10 protein-coding genes are annotated in these 17,767 nt (G+C 53.7%); 3 read left to right on the top strand and 7 right to left on the bottom strand.

The window, feature by feature from the left end:
* Positions 1–72: 72 nt before the first annotated feature.
* The 6 genes from meaB to QZ327_RS04100 all read right to left on the bottom strand — a co-directional run bounded on the left by meaB (position 73) and on the right by QZ327_RS04100 (position 13,334).
* Positions 73–1,170 (bottom strand): methylmalonyl Co-A mutase-associated GTPase MeaB, encoded by a 1,098-nt coding sequence (gene meaB / locus QZ327_RS04125; protein ID WP_294617368.1) that lies wholly within the window; start codon positions 1,168–1,170, stop codon positions 73–75.
* Between the two features lie 94 nt (positions 1,171–1,264).
* Complete coding sequence (locus QZ327_RS04120) at positions 1,265–2,335, bottom strand: DUF1573 domain-containing protein (protein ID WP_294617367.1); 1,071 nt, start codon at positions 2,333–2,335, stop codon at positions 1,265–1,267.
* Between the two features lie 614 nt (positions 2,336–2,949).
* Positions 2,950–8,781: an alpha-2-macroglobulin family protein gene (locus QZ327_RS04115; RefSeq protein WP_294617365.1), complete on the bottom strand. Its 5,832-nt coding sequence runs from the start codon at positions 8,779–8,781 to the stop codon at positions 2,950–2,952.
* A 1,436-nt stretch (positions 8,782–10,217) separates the two neighbouring features.
* On the bottom strand, positions 10,218–11,675 hold the full coding sequence (locus QZ327_RS04110; RefSeq protein ID WP_294617363.1) for an aminoacyl-histidine dipeptidase: 1,458 nt from the start codon (positions 11,673–11,675) through the stop codon (positions 10,218–10,220).
* 50 nt (positions 11,676–11,725) lie between these two features.
* On the bottom strand, positions 11,726–12,508 hold the full coding sequence (locus QZ327_RS04105; RefSeq protein WP_294617362.1) for a hypothetical protein: 783 nt from the start codon (positions 12,506–12,508) through the stop codon (positions 11,726–11,728).
* Between the two features lies 1 nt (position 12,509).
* Positions 12,510–13,334: a M23 family peptidase gene (locus tag QZ327_RS04100; protein ID WP_294617360.1), complete on the bottom strand. Its 825-nt coding sequence runs from the start codon at positions 13,332–13,334 to the stop codon at positions 12,510–12,512.
* Positions 13,335–13,946: 612 nt separating this feature from the next.
* Here QZ327_RS04100 and QZ327_RS04095 point away from each other — a divergent pair.
* The gene (locus QZ327_RS04095) at positions 13,947–14,459 is read left to right on the top strand and encodes a hypothetical protein (RefSeq protein WP_294617358.1); all 513 of its coding nucleotides are present in this window, start codon (positions 13,947–13,949) and stop codon (positions 14,457–14,459) included.
* On the opposite strand, the gene QZ327_RS04090 is transcribed toward QZ327_RS04095, so the two are convergent.
* Positions 14,414–15,400: a lysylphosphatidylglycerol synthase transmembrane domain-containing protein gene (locus tag QZ327_RS04090; protein WP_294617357.1), complete on the bottom strand. Its 987-nt coding sequence runs from the start codon at positions 15,398–15,400 to the stop codon at positions 14,414–14,416. The two genes, QZ327_RS04095 and QZ327_RS04090, sit on opposite strands and share 46 nt — an antisense overlap.
* Before the next feature lie 111 nt (positions 15,401–15,511).
* On the opposite strand from QZ327_RS04090, the gene rsmA reads away from it, so the two are divergent.
* On the top strand, positions 15,512–16,315 hold the full coding sequence (gene rsmA / locus QZ327_RS04085; protein ID WP_294617355.1) for a 16S rRNA (adenine(1518)-N(6)/adenine(1519)-N(6))-dimethyltransferase RsmA: 804 nt from the start codon (positions 15,512–15,514) through the stop codon (positions 16,313–16,315).
* Positions 16,316–16,395: 80 nt separating this feature from the next.
* A complete protein-coding gene (mgtE, locus tag QZ327_RS04080; protein ID WP_294617417.1) occupies positions 16,396–17,736 on the top strand; it encodes a magnesium transporter in 1,341 nt (446 codons plus the stop codon).
* Positions 17,737–17,767: the final 31 nt, after the last annotated feature.

The raw sequence follows: 17,767 nt of genomic DNA, 5'->3' as shown, positions 1-17,767 counted from the left end.
ACTTCTCTAACTTCTTTAACTCCTAACGAAGTAATAACTCCTTTAAATGCAAAAGCCGTGAGCAAGAGGGCACTATTTTTTCAGTCCCGCAAAATAAGTGTCCAGCAAGCTCTTGGCAGCGACAAAGGAAGTGAGGTTGCCTTCCAGGACTTGCCTTTCCTTGCCGGCAAGCATCGCTTCAATCTCGGGGTTCTGGTAGAAGCTGTCGCGAAGCTGCTCATTGATGGTCTCGTACATCCAGTACTTGCTCTGCTCGTTGCGGCGATACTCAAAGTAGCCGTTGTCTTTCACGAAGTCGACGTACTTGTACACCATGTCCCACACCTCCTGCACGCCGAGGTTGTAGAAGCCGGAATAGGTCAGCACCTGCGGCGTCCAGCCGCTCTCCGGGGCGGGGAAAAGATGCAGCGCGTTGCGGAACTGGGTGGCAGCCAGCCGGGCACGCTCCAGGTTGTCGCCGTCCGCCTTGTTGATGACAATGCCGTCCGCCATCTCCATGATGCCGCGCTTGATGCCTTGCAGCTCGTCGCCCGTACCGGCAAGCTGGATAAGCAGGAAGAAATCTACCATGGAATGCACCGCCGTCTCGCTCTGCCCCACGCCCACCGTCTCTACGAATATCTTGTCGAAGCCGGCTGCCTCGCAAAGCACGATTGTTTCACGCGTCTTGCGTGCCACGCCGCCCAACGAACCCGCCGAAGGGCTGGGGCGGATAAAGGATTTGGGATGGACGGAGAGTTTCTCCATACGGGTCTTGTCGCCCAGGATGCTGCCTTTGCTACGCTCGCTGCTGGGGTCGATGGCAAGCACCGCCAGTTTGCCGCCGTGCTTCTCCAATACGTGCAGCCCGAATACGTCGATAGACGTACTCTTGCCGGCTCCGGGCACACCGCTGATGCCTATGCGGACAGAGTTGCCGGAGTATGGCAGGCACTTTTCTATCACCTCCTGTGCCACCGCCTGATGTTCGGGCTTCAGGCTTTCCACCAACGTCACCGCACGGCTTAAGACCGTGACATCGCCTTTTACAATGCCCTCTACGTACTCCGCAACGGAGAGCTGGCGCTTTTTCGGCTTCCGCTTCAGATAAGGATTGACGGACGAAGGCTGTTCAATGCCTGCATTGACAACCAGTCCTTTGTATTCCGCGCTATTTTCAGGATGTTCCATGATTTCAGATTTTAGATTTCAGAATTCAAAGTTCAGATTTATGATTTCAAAGTTCTAAAATCTGAAATCATAAATCTGAAATCCAAATCCCCATTCATTCAGCTTTGATATTGATTTCCACTTTCGGCTGCATAGGGTCGTTCGTAATCATCAGCAGACGCAGATGGCGGCGTTTCTTCCCGATGTTGTGCTTCACCACCGTCACGCGCAGGCGGGTGCTCTCGCCCGGTTGCAGCATGCCCTTCTTCAGGCTGGCACCCACAGCGGGGTGGAACACCTGGAGTTTGCTGATTTGCAAAGGAGAGCGGCCGGTATTCGTTATAATGATATCCTGGCGAGCCTTCGGCTTCTTTGCCAGCACGGCGCTCATATCAATGTTCTTGGCAGAAAGGCTGAGAGCGGGCGCATTCGCCTTTTCCGCTTCGGTCATGCCCGAGAAGTCCGGCAGCAGAATGGCGGAAACGGGTATCTCGTTTTCATCCCCCACCTTGTCTCCGGCAAAGCGCGACAGGTAGACAGAGGCCTGCGTCAGCCCGAAGCCTGTCAACCGTTCGGAGTCCAACGTGACGGTGACGACACCCTTCTCGCCTTTTTGCAGGACAGCGGGTTCCGCTTCCGCCTGCAGGTAGGGCGGCAGATGCATCAGCACCGGTTCGTACGAACGGTCCGACAAATTCACGACTCCTATGCGCATCACGGGCTTCTCGCCGGCTTGCACATCGGGAAAGTCGAGACTGTTCTTGTCGATGCGTATCTGCCCGATGAGGTACGGGTGGATTTTGGTGAAGTCCTTTATCTCGCGCACCACTTCGCCATTGAACTTCAAATAGGCAAGATGGGGGCTGGCATTACTGTAGACGGCTACGGATTTATTGAAATGCCCCAGCATACGGGCATCGAAGGTGACATCAATCACCCCCTTGGCTCCCGGGGCGATGGGTGTCTTTGTCCACCGCGCCACGGAACAGGCGCAATCCGGTTCCACCCCGGTAAGCACCAAAGGCCGGTCTCCGGTGTTTGTAATGGAGTATTGCACCGTTGCCGGTTGCTTCCATTCAATCTGCCCGAAATCGTACATTTCCGTATTGGAGGTAAAACGCGGTTGCGCCACGGCTGTCAACGCCGTAGCTGCAAGCGCATATAGAGTGATAAAACTGCGTCTCATTTATATTGTTTCTAAATTAGTTGTGGCAAATGTAAAGTTTTTAAGCGAGATACACAGGTTTTCTTTCCGTTTTTTAGGGTCTGTTTAAATTTTGTTCAGTATTATCTTGAGAGTTCTCTTTGGGAATGTTTTTCTGTTTTATGAAGAGCATAGTGCGGGCTATGTGACGAATAAAAAGAGAAAATCATCCGCATAACTCTCCGATTAGCCTACTGCCATGCACATAGGAAATCAATGCCAATCTATTAACTGTAAGCATGGCACTGCCGCGGCTTTTTCATGCAAGCTGCGGCAATGCCATGCCAATCGGGGAGTTATACGGATAACCGTTTAAAAATAAAGGGCGTCGCGAGGGATGTATAGATGTATCGTGTGGGACATATATATCCCACCTGACGGATCTATATATCCCACACGATACATCTATATGTCTCTCGCGACGCATCTATATGTCCCACACACAACTTTTTCATTTACAGGAGCACCCTTCGGGCTGAGGAGTCAGAAGCCGATAGCCCTGTCGATGTATGGCGATACTACCGGCATATAACTCCTTTAATTCCCGATAACTCCTTCAACTCCCTTAAATGAGACAACCTTGCAATGCAAGCCGCCTACCGGATTACAACCGTTCCGCCCGCAGTATGCGAAGCATATTCGGGTGCATAAGCGCACTGCACGGTGGCAAGCCCGGTTTCGTACGTGCCGCCGCGAGCCACGCGGTAGCTGTGTTCCAATACATAGACACCTTTGCCCAGGTGGTCGAAGAAGAAGTTGGCGCCGGTATCTTCCACTTCCACGTAGAACCCGAACCCGTTGCTCCAGCGATAGCCGGAAAGCGATCCTATCGGTTCGAAGCATGCCCCGCGTTGGTCTTTCAGCTGGATAAAGTCCATGGCGCGGTCCAGACGGAGAGTCAGCCGGGCAATGACCTTATCGCCTACGGAGAGCGGACCGGCATCCGTCAAGGGTTGCAGGGACTTCTGCCCGTTGGCGGAGATACGCTCTACGAAGAGTCTCTTCTCGATATTCAGCCCGCCGCCCTGCTGCTTCACATCGGACAGGGGCGACAGGTATTGCGCATAGACGGCTCCCCACGCGATGCCCGCATCCCGCTTCTCTACGGTGACGGACGTTGCTTTCAGTTCGGGAGCGCCTTGTGCAAAGGTTTCCCTGACATAGCCCAATCCCGGCATGGCGGCCTGTGCCGGAGAACCGGTCTCCAACACCTTGCTGCCTAGCGTGATGCGGACATCTCCTTGGCTCTCCAGCAGGTTGTCGCCTTGGCACAGCAGGGCGTAAACAGCATCGGCGGTGGCAACCGGAGAGTTCCAGCTTGTAGCCTGCTTCTGTTTCAGCAGCCAGAGTTTCATCTCTTCCACCAAAGCATCGTTGCCGCCCGCCTCGCGCAGGGCTTCCATCACGGCCACGTGGGCGGGCACCGGAAGCATGCCCCAGTTGTACGGACCGTCATGGAAAGCGAAATGCGCTCCCATCTCGTCCGTCTGCACCAGATGTTCTTTGACAGAGGCCATCAATTGGTCCGCTGCCGCCTTGCGCCCCACTCTCTGCAAGATAGCGGCGGTCTGCGCCTTGCCAACCATCGTGCCGTTCGCAGGGTTATGCCCCAACTTGCCAAGAAAATAATCGAATGCCTTTGCATACTCACCGGAAAGCTTTTCCGAAGCGAGGGTCACCAAATACAGATAGTCCATAGCGGCACCCGACACGCCGGCAACCTTGGCTCCGTTCTTCTCCGCCTTGCGAAGGAGACGGTATTCTTCGAATGCTTGCTTGTTGAGATAGCCGAATGCCTTGCCTTTCATCGCCTCCGCCTCTTCCGGCAACGCCTTGCCCGTGAGCAGGGACAGGCGGACAAGCAGCCTTGTGACATAGCTTGTGACGTAACGGCTGCCGGACATGCCACCGAACCAGCTCCAAGCACCGTCTTCGCCCTGCAACTCTTTCAGTTTGAGCAGGGATTCCATATTACGGTAATTCAATTGATTTACATCGAACAAGGTGGCGATGCGCTGGTGCCGTTCCGCCTCGGTGGTAGCTTCGAGCAGCCAGGGGGAGTTGTCCAAGAGGATATTCTTCACATCCTGGTTCTTCTCCAGTTGGCTGAGGAAAGTCTCTTTGGTGCCGCCCGACGAACGCCAGTTGTCGAACACCGCCTTGATGCGCGGCCGGCTATCGGCGATATGGCCTGCCAGGCTGTTGGCATAGAAGGCGGCAGCGCGTGAAATTGCATTATCCGCAACGGATTGGCTCAGGGCGGGCAGGGCTTGCACGGCATACCATGCCGGATTGCCTGTGAACTCCACTGTCAGGCGGCGGTCGGTTGCCGTGCGGCTGTTGCCGTTGAACAGCCTTTCCAAGGAGAAAGTGCGGGCCTCCTCGCCACGCACGGGCATGGCAATCGCCTCGGTGATGTACTCTTTGTTGCCCAGCACAGGCAACAGGTGCTGCTCGCCGTCGCTGAATGCGCCGCCGTCCGCCACCATGCGGACGCCAAGCAGGTCGCAACGGTCCGTTACATCGAACGGGAAAACGACCGTCGCCCTCTTTCCGGCTTCCACCGAGAATTTACGGCGTTGCACGGAGATAACCTTCTCCGTCATCGGGTCGAAGAGGGTGAACACGGCTGTGCCTTTCACGGCTTTGTCCGACAGGTTGGCGATGCCGGCGGCAATCTGCGTCTTATCGCCTACCCGCACAAAGCGCGGCATGTTCGGAGTGAGCATAAACTCCTTGGCGGTGACGGCAGTGGCATGGAGCATCCCCGTCATCATCTCCTTGGTGTGGGAATAGCCGCGGAAATTCCAGCGCGTCAGGCTTTGCGGCATGGTGAAGGAGAAAGCCACCTCTCCCTGCGCGTTGGTGCGCAACTGCGGGTAGAAGAAAGCCGTTTCGGAAAAGTCGGTACGCAGTTCCGCCATAGGCGGCAATATCTGCTCCGAGGGCGGGGGTATTATCGTCTCGTACAGGCTATGTTCTTCCGGCTCTTCTTCATCCGCCATCGAGACATATTCTATCTGACCCCCTTTGGCAGCCGCCGACCTCTTTACCATCATTCCATTTACAGACCCGGTCAGAGTGGCTCTGGGCCTGCCATACAGGGCTTCGTCCACTCCATTATAGTAAGAAGACCAAAGATGATCGAACCGCCAAACGGGCACTTCCCACGACTTCATGGGGAAGTGAGGGGCACAATGCCGTGTGGCGTTGTAGCCAAGATGCCAGTTGTAATGCGGAATATACGGGTAGTAATACACACCCAACGACTGGTTGTGCTTACAAATCCTGTCCAATGAAGCATCGTACATCATTGCCAGCACCTCGGCTGCGGCAGGATGGCCTTGCGGGGTCTTGACCACCAGCTTCCACTCTTCCTCCTGCCCCGGACGCAGGCGGTCGCGAAAGACTTCCCACTTCATATCCAGCGTCCGCCGGGGCAAGCGTTTCCGCAGCTCCACCCGACAGCCGGACCGCTCGCCGTTCTTTACAAAGGTGAACTGTACGGAAACGCCCTCTCCATACTCCTCCCGATAAGGATATTCCATACGGACAATCGAGTCGCTCAACAATATCGCGCCGCTCTCCAGCCTGCCTTTGCTTCCGAAGACGTCCACCAGGACGTAGGCATCTTTCACGGAGGTACCGAAATAGAACTCTGCCGGATGACCGGCATCGAACTCCACGTTCTTTTTATAAAGGAAAGTCTCCGAGAACACAACCGGACGCGGGTCTGCCAAGGAGAACAACACAATGTCTATCGTATCTTTACCACTACCGGTTTTCTTGCCGTCGTCGCCGGTTTTCCTGCCGTCATCGCCCGATGCTGACAGGACAAGGCGGTACTCTCCCGACGGCAACTGCTTCCATACAGCGAAGTCTTTCGTCTCGCCCGACATGAAGGTGCCCTCATAAACGGGGCTGTCCGACATCCTTTTCGTTTTGGCATCGATGACGGAGTACAGGCGGCATGTTCCCTTTACGGGCAACGTCTCATCGTTGCCGTTCGTCACTATCAGTTCCGCCGTGATGGCATTTTCCTTGCACAAAGGCCCGTCCATGCCGGTCACACTAAAGAAGCATGCCCGACGGCCGGCATACAGTTTATACCGTTCGGTTTGCGTTTCGCCTGCCTCATCGGTCACCGTCGCTTCCACATGATAAGCGAGCCGGTCCCAGCGTATATCATCCGAAACATTGCCCGGCTTCAGGAAAACAGGAATGGAGAAGTTGCCTTCCGCATCCAGCCTTACCGTGTCCGAAGAGAACGGCACGAGGTCTCCGTCCACATATATATTATAGGGATAGCGGATAACGGTGTATGCCAACGGCACATCCTGAACCGCCATGCCGTTGTATGCCTTGACTTTTCCGGTGACCACCACCGTATCTCCCAGGGAGTAAGCCTGTTTCACGGGATTAAAGATAATCTCGAAAGTGGGGCGCTTATACTCCTCCACCCGCACGGAGACGGAAGCCTTGTCTTCCACCTCCACCGTATAGCTGCCTTTCAGGCAGGCGGCGGGCAGCGGCAGTTCCGTGGTGAAAGAGCCGAATTCGTTGGCAGTGACTGTTTTCCGCAGCAGCTCTTTCCTGTTCACATCCAGCAGGCGGACCCGGTACTCCTTTCTTGCCAGGACGTGCGCCTTGTCGGCTTTCTGCAAGTAAGAAATGCCTTTGACGTAGACGGTCTGACCGGGACGATACACGGAGCGGTCTGTCAACAGGGTGACACGCTCTTTCGGACGCGAATCGCCGCGTTCGTAATAGTTATCCCAATAAACCCGTTGGGGCGTCATGGCGATATCCGTCCCCTTGCGTACCGCATAACTGCTGATAAACTTATTCAACTTCACAACGGCTTTGCCATCGGCATCAGTAACGACGTTTTGCACCAAACTACGTTCATTTTCTCTGTAAGTGGAGTAGAAACAGACCTCCGCATCGGGAACGGGGTGTCCGCTACGGCCGTCTACCACGACCAGTTCCATATTGTCATCCGGCAACGACAGCGTCAGCACCTTGAAGCGGGTGGAAACAAGAAACTGCTCTGCCGTATGGGCTTCCGCAGCATCCGGCACAACTTGCAAGATATAGACACCTGTGCTATCAACACCGCTTATTTTCATAACCTTATGCCGCACAATGCTCCCTACGTTTGCGGGCTTTCCGTCTTTATCAGCCGGATAGTCAAGGTCGAAATGGGTTGAGGACAATTTACGGGCATGCTTCCGGTAGAAAGCCTTGTCTATTTCGGCATCCATCCAGGGCACCTCGGGCAAATCCGTGCGATACAGGTTCAGCGTATAGCCTTTCAGGTTGCGATAGCTCATGCTCAGCCTCAGCGAATCGCCGGGATAAACACTCTCCCCGACATCAACACCCAGGTAAGGAAGCAGGAGCCTTTCCCGTATGTTGCGCAATTCATTGGCGCGCTTACAGGCAGGATAGCGTCTCACTCCCTCATCGCACACCTGCAAAACCTCGTCCGCACGGGTTTCCCCCATGTCGTGAAGCCGGTTTGCCTTGCAGATGTAGACTTCCGCACAGATTTCGCGTGCGCCGTACTCACGTATCAGACCGTCCAACGCCTCGAGATATTCCTTGTCGAACTGCGCTTTCCGCTCCATATAAGTAGCGTCCGGTTCCCTGCTTACGCCTTCGTCTTTCTTCCAATTCCAATAATCGAGCGTTGCCAGCACCACGGCGTCTTCCGCTCCGGCACGGTGCCGGTAAGCGTCAATCATGTTCCTATAGATGCCGTCGATGCGTACACGGCGCAACGAATCTATCCTGCCGTCATGCAGCGGAAGATAGGTATTTATCGCCCGGCGTGCCAGCAGGTGATACATATCGTGCCCGTAGAAACGGCTTCCGTCCTTTTGCACCACAAAAGGCGCGTACTCCCGGGAAGAGACTTCGAGCAAACGGCGGGCGTCGCGCAACGAAGCAAGGCAGTGCCCGTCTATCTTGGCAGCGAAAAGGTTGTAGCTCCACTCACGGATATCGGCAGGAGCCTCGTCCATGTCCAAAGCCGGAGCTTGCGAGAGTGTTTTCCAATTGTAACGCATATAATCCGCATACTTGCGGGCAAGCAGGGAGTGCAGGATAGCCCTGCTCACCGTGTCCTGCTCCTCTTTTGCCCAACGCTCCAGGTTCGGCAGGTGGGTGTAGAGGCTGTCCGGCGTCAACTTTTCCTGATAGGCGTCCCGGCAGAAGTATGCCTTGAGCAACTGCGGGGCGTTCTTCTCCCGCTCTGCCTTACGGCAGATTTCTTCCGCCAGCTTCACTACGGTCTGCGGCAAACCTTTCTTTTCGGCTTGCTCCACCTGCCGCCACAGGCTGTTGTAGGACTGGGCGTACAAGGTAGAAAAGCACATCACGAGCATCGGCAGAAACAAAGTGCAAAATCTTTGGAATTTCTTCATAGCCATTCTTATTATTATTGGTTTTTGTTTTTATGGGAAAGCATCTGTACCCCCAAGCCATCGGGGGCTAAAAACAAAAATAACAAATTAACAGCTACATTGTATCGGATTTTCAGAAAAATATAGAAAAAACATCACGGCTTCATCTACGGGAGCTATCGGGAGTTAGCGGCAGTTAGCGAAATCAAAGAGAATTATATGCCGATTACGGCTTTTACATTTAGGGGAGTTAGAGGAGTTATCCCTTCGCATCGCTTCGTCAGGAGTTCGTTAAAGGAGTTGGAGCCGATACGCTTGTGTATGGCATTGTTACAGAAGTATCGGCTTTGGCTCCTCAGCTCGGAGAGCGATGCCTCCTTTTAACTCCTCCAACTCCTGCAAATGAAAAAGCCGTGACGCCGGACAAAGTGCCGCCGGACAAGCAAAAAGGGTACACCGCCCGAATGCGATGTACCCTTCCGTCTTTTACCAATTGCCACCCTTATCTCGGGTAGTTATAATACTTCATTGCCTCAATCCAATTCTCACCGGCTTTGGCAAGAATGCTTTTAAAGGAAGTTACAATCTTTTTTCCCATAATCTTAAACAATTAAGAGCCTGTTTAAATTTTGTCCGGCATTGTTTCGAGAATTCTTTCCGAGGATGTTTTTCTATTTTCATGAGGAGCATAGCGGGCTATGCAACGAATAAAAAGAGGAAAAACAGACCGGAAAGAGGCTCAAAAGAAGCTGAAAAATACTTTCTGAAGAAAATTCAAACTGACTCTGAACTAATACCCTGAAAACTTCTCTTTCTTACTTCTTGATGGTATATCCCATCATCAACATCTCATTACGACCTACCTCTGCGAGAATACGTCTGAATGAATTCATAATCTTTCTTTTCATAACCTTAAAAATTAAACTGATACTTAAAAAAACAATCTCTCTCTCTTAGTGCCTGCTTTAATCTTGAAGAAGATTTAAACAGGCTCTTGCAATGGGGCTGCATGCTCAAAGCATTACATAACCCCAGATGTTCTTATCGGCCTCGCCGAAATGTCTGAACAATTTTCTCAACTTTTTCATTTTGTTATCCTCCTAAATCAATCTTGTTATCCTTAAAAATAACCTGTTATCCTAATCATTTATATGTTTTACAACACAAAAATAGAGCCTTTGTTCAAGAACGGAAGCATTTTTGCCCTAAAAAACATGTTTTACAGCATATTTCTTGACCTACATCAATTTTCTGCCAGACCACAGGGGCAAGAGAGGGCAAAGCGGGGCAGCACCCGGCAATCCCTGCCGCCCGAAGCGGGAAGAGCGGCAGCAACAAAAAAAGCAGGGCGCACCGGCACCCTGCTTTCACATTATTATATATAGAAGAGATTGCTTTTATATATAGAGGAAATTACCTTTATATATGGAAAAGATTACTTTTATATATAGAAGAGATTATTTTTCCGGAGTCTGCTCCAGCGTCGCAACCAGGAAGTCGTAGAACTTCGTCACGGACGGAATGTACGCACGTTCATCGGGCGAATGCGGCGAGCGCAAAGTAGGACCGAAAGAAATCATATCAAGCCCCGGGCAGTTGGCACCGATAATTCCGCACTCCAGCCCCGCATGGATTACCTTCACGGCCGGCTCCACGCCGAATTGCTGCTTATAAGACAACGTCATGGCATGCAGGATGGGAGAATCCACATTAGGCTGCCAGCCGGAGTAGCCACCACTCAACTCGACCTTCATACCCGCCATGGAGAAACATGCCGTCAGGCTGTCTGCCAGGAAATCCTTCATCGTGTCGCAAGAGCTGCGTGCCAATATGCGGACATCCGCCTTGCCGCTTCCAATCGTCACAATGGCAAGGTTGGAAGAGGTCTCCACCGTGTCGGGAACGGTAGGAATCATACGCATCACACCGTTCTGGCAAGCCATCAGTACACTGATCATATTGTCCTGAATCTCCTCGGGAACAACGGCTGCGGGCAAATCCACTGTTTCCGCCTGCAAGGTAATTCCTTCTTCAATCGAAGCATATTCCTCGTTGATTTGTGCTTCATACTCCTTGATATACTCTTCCAATCCTTCGATATCTTCGGGATTGAACACCAGCACGGCATGCGCCTCGCGCGGGATGGCATTGCGCATATTGCCGCCTTCGAAGCTTGCCAACTGGCAGTCGAACTCCATCAGCAAATCGTGCACCACGCGCGCAAGCAACTTATTGGCATTGCCGCGTCCCTGATTGATTTCCAGTCCGGAGTGTCCACCACGCAAGCCCTTCAACGTAATCCGGCGTGCCACGAAGTCGGCGGCAGGCGCCTCTTCCTTATATTCCAGCGTTGCCGTGATGTCGATGCCGCCGGCACAGCCGATATAGAGTTCCCCCTCATCTTCCGAGTCGAGGTTCAGCAGGATTTCACCGTCCAGCGTGCCCGGCTTCAACCCGAACGCACCGTACATGCCCGTTTCCTCGTCTTTGGTAATCAACGCTTCCAGCGGACCGTGTTTCAGGTCTTTCGCCTCAAGCACAGCCATGATGGCCGCCACGCCCAAGCCGTTGTCCGCGCCCAGCGTAGTGCCCTCCGCCTTCACCCAGTCGCCGTCGATGTATGTCCGGATAGGGTCTGTGGCAAAATCGTGCACGGTATCGTTGTTCTTCTGCGGCACCATGTCCATGTGTACCTGCAGGATAACCCCTTTACGGTTTTCCATGCCCGGAGTGGCAGGCTTACGGATGATGACATTGCCCGCCTCATCGGCAAACGATTCCAGCCCCAACTCCTTACCGAAGTTTATCAGGAACTCAGTTATTCTCTCCATGTGTCCTGACGGACGGGGTATCTGAGTCAGCGAATAGAAATGCTTCCACACATTCTGTGGAGCCAACTGTAAGATTGTACTCATAATTATAAAAGTTGTTTTCGCAAATATACGTGTTATTTTTCAATATCGTCCTAACGGGAATTGTAAAATTCGGCAAAGTCCCGCTCAAACCGCACGAAACCTCCGGGGTATGCCTCGTCTATCAGTTGCGAACAGCGCACAGCCGGTCCCCGCTTGTTCAGCATAGCTATCAGGTTTTCCATGAACTCCTTTTCGGCTACTTCAAGCCCGAAGGCGACCAACGCATGCGACAGGATATAGGCATACGACTCATCGGTATGCAGCTTCCGGCGGAAATCGCCGTCGGCATTGTCCACGAACGGTTTCAGGTCCACCTCGCCCAGCATATACATGGTCCGTATCCGCCCCAGTTCATAGTCGCCGAACGTATGCTTAAGCCCTTTCTTCCCCAGCCGGCAATGCTCGAAATACTCGGACAAGCCTTCGCTCAGCCATCCCGGCATCCACTTCACGGTCCGGCGGCTCAGGTGGTGCGCCAACTCGTGGACGATGAACTTCAAAACCTGCTCCTGCTGTTTCTCACGCCCCAGGATGACCACCTCCCTCCTGCGCGGAATGTACATCCCGGAAGTGTTTAAGGATGACAACGGGATTTTCAGGCTGTCCAGATAGTTCCAGGCATCCTGCCGCTTCTCGAACACGGTCAGTTGCAAACCGGTGGTGTCGCGCAGCCCAAAGCGTGCATAAAACTCTATCTCGCAGGCAAGGAAACGCTCTATCCATGCCTTATCTTTTTCCGGCAGAGGGTCGCCGGCATAGCGTATCTGCAAACCCTGCGCCACTGCCGCGCAGCAGAAGGCATACATCCAGCAGACGAATAATGAAAGTCTCATGTCATTGCTTGTTTTTCAGGTATTTCTTCTGTTCGCGCTTGTTCATGTCCAGCATGATAAGCCCGTCGTCGACAAGGGCGCCGTACATTTTCCTCTCCACCGGCTTCACGTCGCCTTCCGTGGTACGGAACACCGGCGTAAAGTGCGAATAGGCATACCCTACCGCTTCGTGCCCGTTGAACTTGTTCTTGTCGAGGAAGAAGAAGGAGATGGCCACACCTACCGAACCAGCTATCCCCACGGGCTGCCCCGTGCGCACCGCCTCGCCGGGCAAGACGAAGTTCTCCTTCAGGGTGAGGTAGGCGGCAAAAGTCTGGTCGGCATGGCACACCAGCAACAGGTTGGGATGCACCGTGCTGCACGCCGTTCCGCCACGGGTGGCGTAGACGGTATCGCCCGGCTCCATGCGGAACTGCAAGGTCCTGACGGACTCGCGCCTGTCTGCCCTCCACGCGGTGCGCGTGCCGTTCTTCACCGGAAGCGCGTAGGGCGTATGGATGTTGAAGTCTCTCGGGAAGTATCCGCGGTAATAACTATACGTAGCGGGCCCGTTGAAAGCATTGATGTACTCCGCCCCCTTCTTGACAATGGCTGTCTTGCCGGGTTTCAGCCGATAAGCGTCGTCGCTTATCCTGTGCAGGTAATAGTCGCAATAATCTTCGTTGTAGTAGTTCAGCACCCGGTTGCCGTCGGCACCTGTTGCCCATTCCGACCTGATTGTGCCGGCAGGGGACTTCAACACCTGGCGGAAAGACTGTGCATCTGCGCAAACCGACAACGCCAGCAATGCAGCGGCGGCTATCGAGGATTTAATCGTGTTTCTCATACATGGTTCACTTTCACACAAAAATAATCATTTATTCCGAATAACGCATAAAAGTCCACGGCTTTTTTCGTTTACAGGCACACGGCTTTTGCATTCGGGGGAGTTAGAGGGGGAAAAAAGGAGTTAGAGGAGTATCCTTTCGTGTCGCTTCGCCAGGAGAAGTTAAAGGAGTTAGAGGAGTTAAAGAAATTAAAGGAGTCAAGGGAGTTAGAGGAGTTAAAGGAATTAGAGGAATTAGAGCCGATACGCTTGTGTATGGCATTGTTATAGAAGTATCGGCTTTGACTACCAAGCCGACCGGGCGGCTGATAACTCCTTTTAGCCCCTATAACTCCCGACACCCCTTCCACTCCTGCAAATGAAAGAGCCACGACCCTGTAAATAAAAGAAGCGTACCCCCGGTAAATGAAAGAACCGTAACCTCCGTAAATAAAAGAGCCGTAACCCCAAAGCCGTGGTATCAAAAAGACAGGAAATCCGCCTTTTTCCTGTCTTGTGTCCTTCCCGCTCTCTTCCGAAATAGAAAAGCATTGCATAGGGCGTGCATGAATATGCTCCTTTTTCCGATGGATATGCACTGTTTATGCAGGTCCGGGGTGTTGCGGTGGCGGGATGCAGGCGTTACGGCAGTCGGATGCAGGCGTTTCTGCCGACAGATGCCAATGTCTATCGCGTCAGACACTACTGTTTATCGCGAGGAACACTACTGTCTATCGCGAGGGACGCTACCGTCTATCACGAGAAACACTATTGCCTATCGCGACAGGTGTCAATGCCTACCGGCAGAGAAGCCCGATGGCGGCGTTTTCCGCCGCTTTTCCCGACCGGTTGGTTTGTAAGCATTTCGCTATCGGGCTGTATGTGTGCAAGATAACCGTTTCCCGTTTCGTTTTTTCCCGCCAACCGCACCTTGGGACGGAAACAAACGATTCTAAGGCGTTGGAAAATACAGATTGTCAAAATGTCGGGACAGGCGGCAGCAACGCGCCGCTTCCGCAGCGAGGAAGGGCGGCAGCCAACTCATTTCATGCGGTTCTCCGACGAGAAGATGCGGTTCTCCGACGAGAGGATGCGGTCCATCAACGAGACGTGCGGTTTGCCAGCGAGACGTGCAGCCCGCCATAAATGCCGAGCATCACGACCAGCAGCGTCTGGATGCCGTGCACAATCAGCGCGAAGACACCCGCGTCCGTGGCGTTCACGCCATAAAGCATCATCATGGTGATAACGGCAAAATGCCACGGTCCCGCCCCGTTGGGCGTGGGAACTATCACGGCAAACGTGCCGCCTACAAACATCACCAGCGCAGCCCGGGCATCGAGGTGTTCCGCAAAGGAGAAGCAGTGGAAAGTGAGGTAGAAATGATAGAAATAGCATGCCCATATAAGTAAGGTATAAAGGACGAACAAAGGGATGTTCCTCACATCGCGAAGCGACATCACCCCCTCGCATATATTCAGCACGACGCCTTTCACCTTCTCGAAGAAAGAGAGCATCCGCATCAGGTAGTACGCCAGCACCGATATGCCGACGACGCAGAACAGGGAGACATAGAACCAGGGAGAGCCCAGCAGGTGCGCCAGCGAAGGTATTTTCGTTCCGGTCTCCTGAAAAAAACGGAGAAACACGGGCATCTGCCACCCGAAAGCCAGCCCCGCAAGCAAGAGGATGCAAAAGGTGTCGAGCAGCCGCTCGGTGACCACCGTGCCCAGGGATTTGGAGAACGAGACGTCATCGTACTTTGCCAGCACGCCGCAACGCGACACCTCGCCCACGCGGGGCAGCACCAGGTTGGCGGCGTACGAGATGAAGATGGCGTCCACGCAGTCGCTCCGCTTCGGATAAGCCCCCAACGGCTCCAGCGTCTGCCGCCAGCGCCATCCGCGAAACACATGGCTCATCACGCCAACGAACAGCGATGCCAGCATCCACCCCCAGTCGGTGCCGTGCAGAAGCACTTGCGCGGCACGCCCAAAGTCGAAATCACGGTATACCCAATACAAGATAAAACCACCCAGAAGGATGGGCAATACGATTTTCAATGTCTTTTTCAGTATCTTATCCATCGTTTTCCCTTAAAATTCGTCCGGCATACATCGTAATTTGCGGTTTGTACTTTCAATAATTCGCCGAAAAGGATTACCTTTGAACCGCAAAAGTAACGATTTAGTTGATACATGAGATTAGTTAAACCTAAAAAGTTTCTCGGCCAGCACTTCCTGAAGGACCTGAAAGTGGCGCAGGACATTGCCGACACCGTAGACGCCTGCCCCGGGCTTCCGGTACTGGAAGTGGGACCGGGCATGGGTGTGCTGACGCAGTTCCTCCTGCCCAAAGAGCGCACGGTAAAAGTCGTGGAGGTGGACTACGAATCGGTGGCATACCTGCGGGAAGCCTACCCGCAATTGGAGGAGAACATCATAGAGGACGATTTCCTGAAGATGAACCTGCAGCGCCTTTTCGGCGGGCAGCCTTTCGTGCTGACGGGCAACTACCCGTACAACATATCCAGCCAGATATTCTTCAAGATGCTGGACAACAAGGAGCTTATCCCCTGCTGCACGGGCATGATTCAGAAGGAAGTTGCCGAGCGCATCGCCGCCGGTCCGGGCAGCAAGACGTACGGCATCCTGAGTGTGCTGATACAGGCGTGGTATCGCGTGGAATACCTCTTCACCGTGAGCGAGCATGTATTCAACCCGCCCCCCAAGGTGAAAAGCGCCGTCATCCGCATGACTCGCAACGACACGCAGCAGCTGGGATGCGATGAAAAACTGTTCAGGCAGGTGGTGAAAACCACCTTCAACCAGCGCCGGAAGACCCTGCGCAACTCCATAAAGCCGATATTGGGCAAAGAGTGCCCGCTGACGGAAGACGCCCTCTTCGACAAACGACCCGAACAACTGTCCGTGCAGCAGTTCATAGCGCTGACCAACCGGGTGGAAGCGGCGTTGAAGGGGATGGCAAAGAAGGAGGAGTGAACGAAGGCACAGAGAGACCGGGAAACGGACGGACAAGGAAGGGAAGGAGCAAACAAACCAACATACGATGAGTCATGGAAATGGACGAAGAATACATAGATAGAGTCAAAAGCTTTATAGACCAAAAAGATGCGGAAAACGTCAAGGCGCTTCTTATCGACCTGCATCCGGCGGATATCGCCGAGTTGTGCAATGACCTGGCGCCGGAAGAGGCGCGCTTCGTGTACCGTCTCCTCGACAACGAGACAGCCGCCGACGTGCTGGTGGAAATGGACGAGGATGTCCGGAAGGAATTTCTGGAGCTCCTGCCCTCGGAAACCATCGCCAAACGGTTTGTGGACTACATGGACACGGACGACGCCGTGGACCTGATGCGCGACCTCGACGAGGAGAAAAAGGAGGAAGTGCTCTCGCACATCGAGGACATAGAGCAGGCGGGAGACATCGTGGACCTGTTGAAGTATGACGAAGACACCGCCGGCGGCTTGATGGGCACGGAAATGGTGACCGTCAACGAGAACTGGAGTATGCCGGAATGCCTGAAGGAAATGCGCCTGCAGGCGGAGCAGCTGGACGAAATCTATTACGTGTACGTCATCGACGACGACGAGCGCCTGCAGGGCGTGTTCCCGCTGAAGAAGATGATTACCTCGCCTTCCGTCTCCAAAGTGAAGCACGTGATGAGGAAGGATCCCATTTCGGTCCATGTGGACACGCCCACGGACGAGGTGGTGCAGATTATCGAGAAATATGACTTGGTGGCGGTTCCCGTCGTAGACAGCATAGGGCGCCTGGTAGGGCAGATTACGGTAGACGACGTCATGGACGAGGTGCGCGAGCAGTCGGAACGCGATTACCAGCTGGCATCCGGTCTGTCGCAAGACGTGGAAACGGACGATAACGTCATGCGCCAGACGTCAGCACGCCTGCCCTGGCTGCTTATCGGCATGCTGGGCGGCATCGGCAACTCCATGATACTGGGCAATTTTGACGCGACCTTCGCCGCCCATCCCGAAATGGCGCTGTACATCCCGCTGATCGGCGGTACGGGCGGAAACGTAGGAACCCAATCATCGGCAATCATCGTGCAGGGACTTGCCAACAGCTCGCTGGACGCCAAAGACACGTTCAAGCAGGTTGCCAAAGAAGCCGTAGTGGCGGCAATCAATGCCACTATCATATCCCTGCTGGTATACATATACAACTTCGTGCGGTTCGGCGGCACGGCAACGGTCACTTATTCGGTATCCATCAGCCTGTTTGCCGTCGTCATGTTCGCCTCCATATTCGGCACGCTGGTTCCCATGACCCTCGAAAAGCTGAAAGTGGACCCCGCCATCGCCACAGGCCCGTTCATATCCATCACCAACGACATTATCGGCATGATGATGTATATGGGGATTACGGTGCTGCTGGCTTAGCCTTTCACGAAAGGAGAAGGAAAGAGCATGC

Source organism: uncultured Bacteroides sp., from assembly GCF_910578895.1.
Taxonomy (GTDB): domain Bacteria; phylum Bacteroidota; class Bacteroidia; order Bacteroidales; family Bacteroidaceae; genus Bacteroides.
This window is presented reverse-complemented; position numbering and strand designations above follow the sequence as displayed.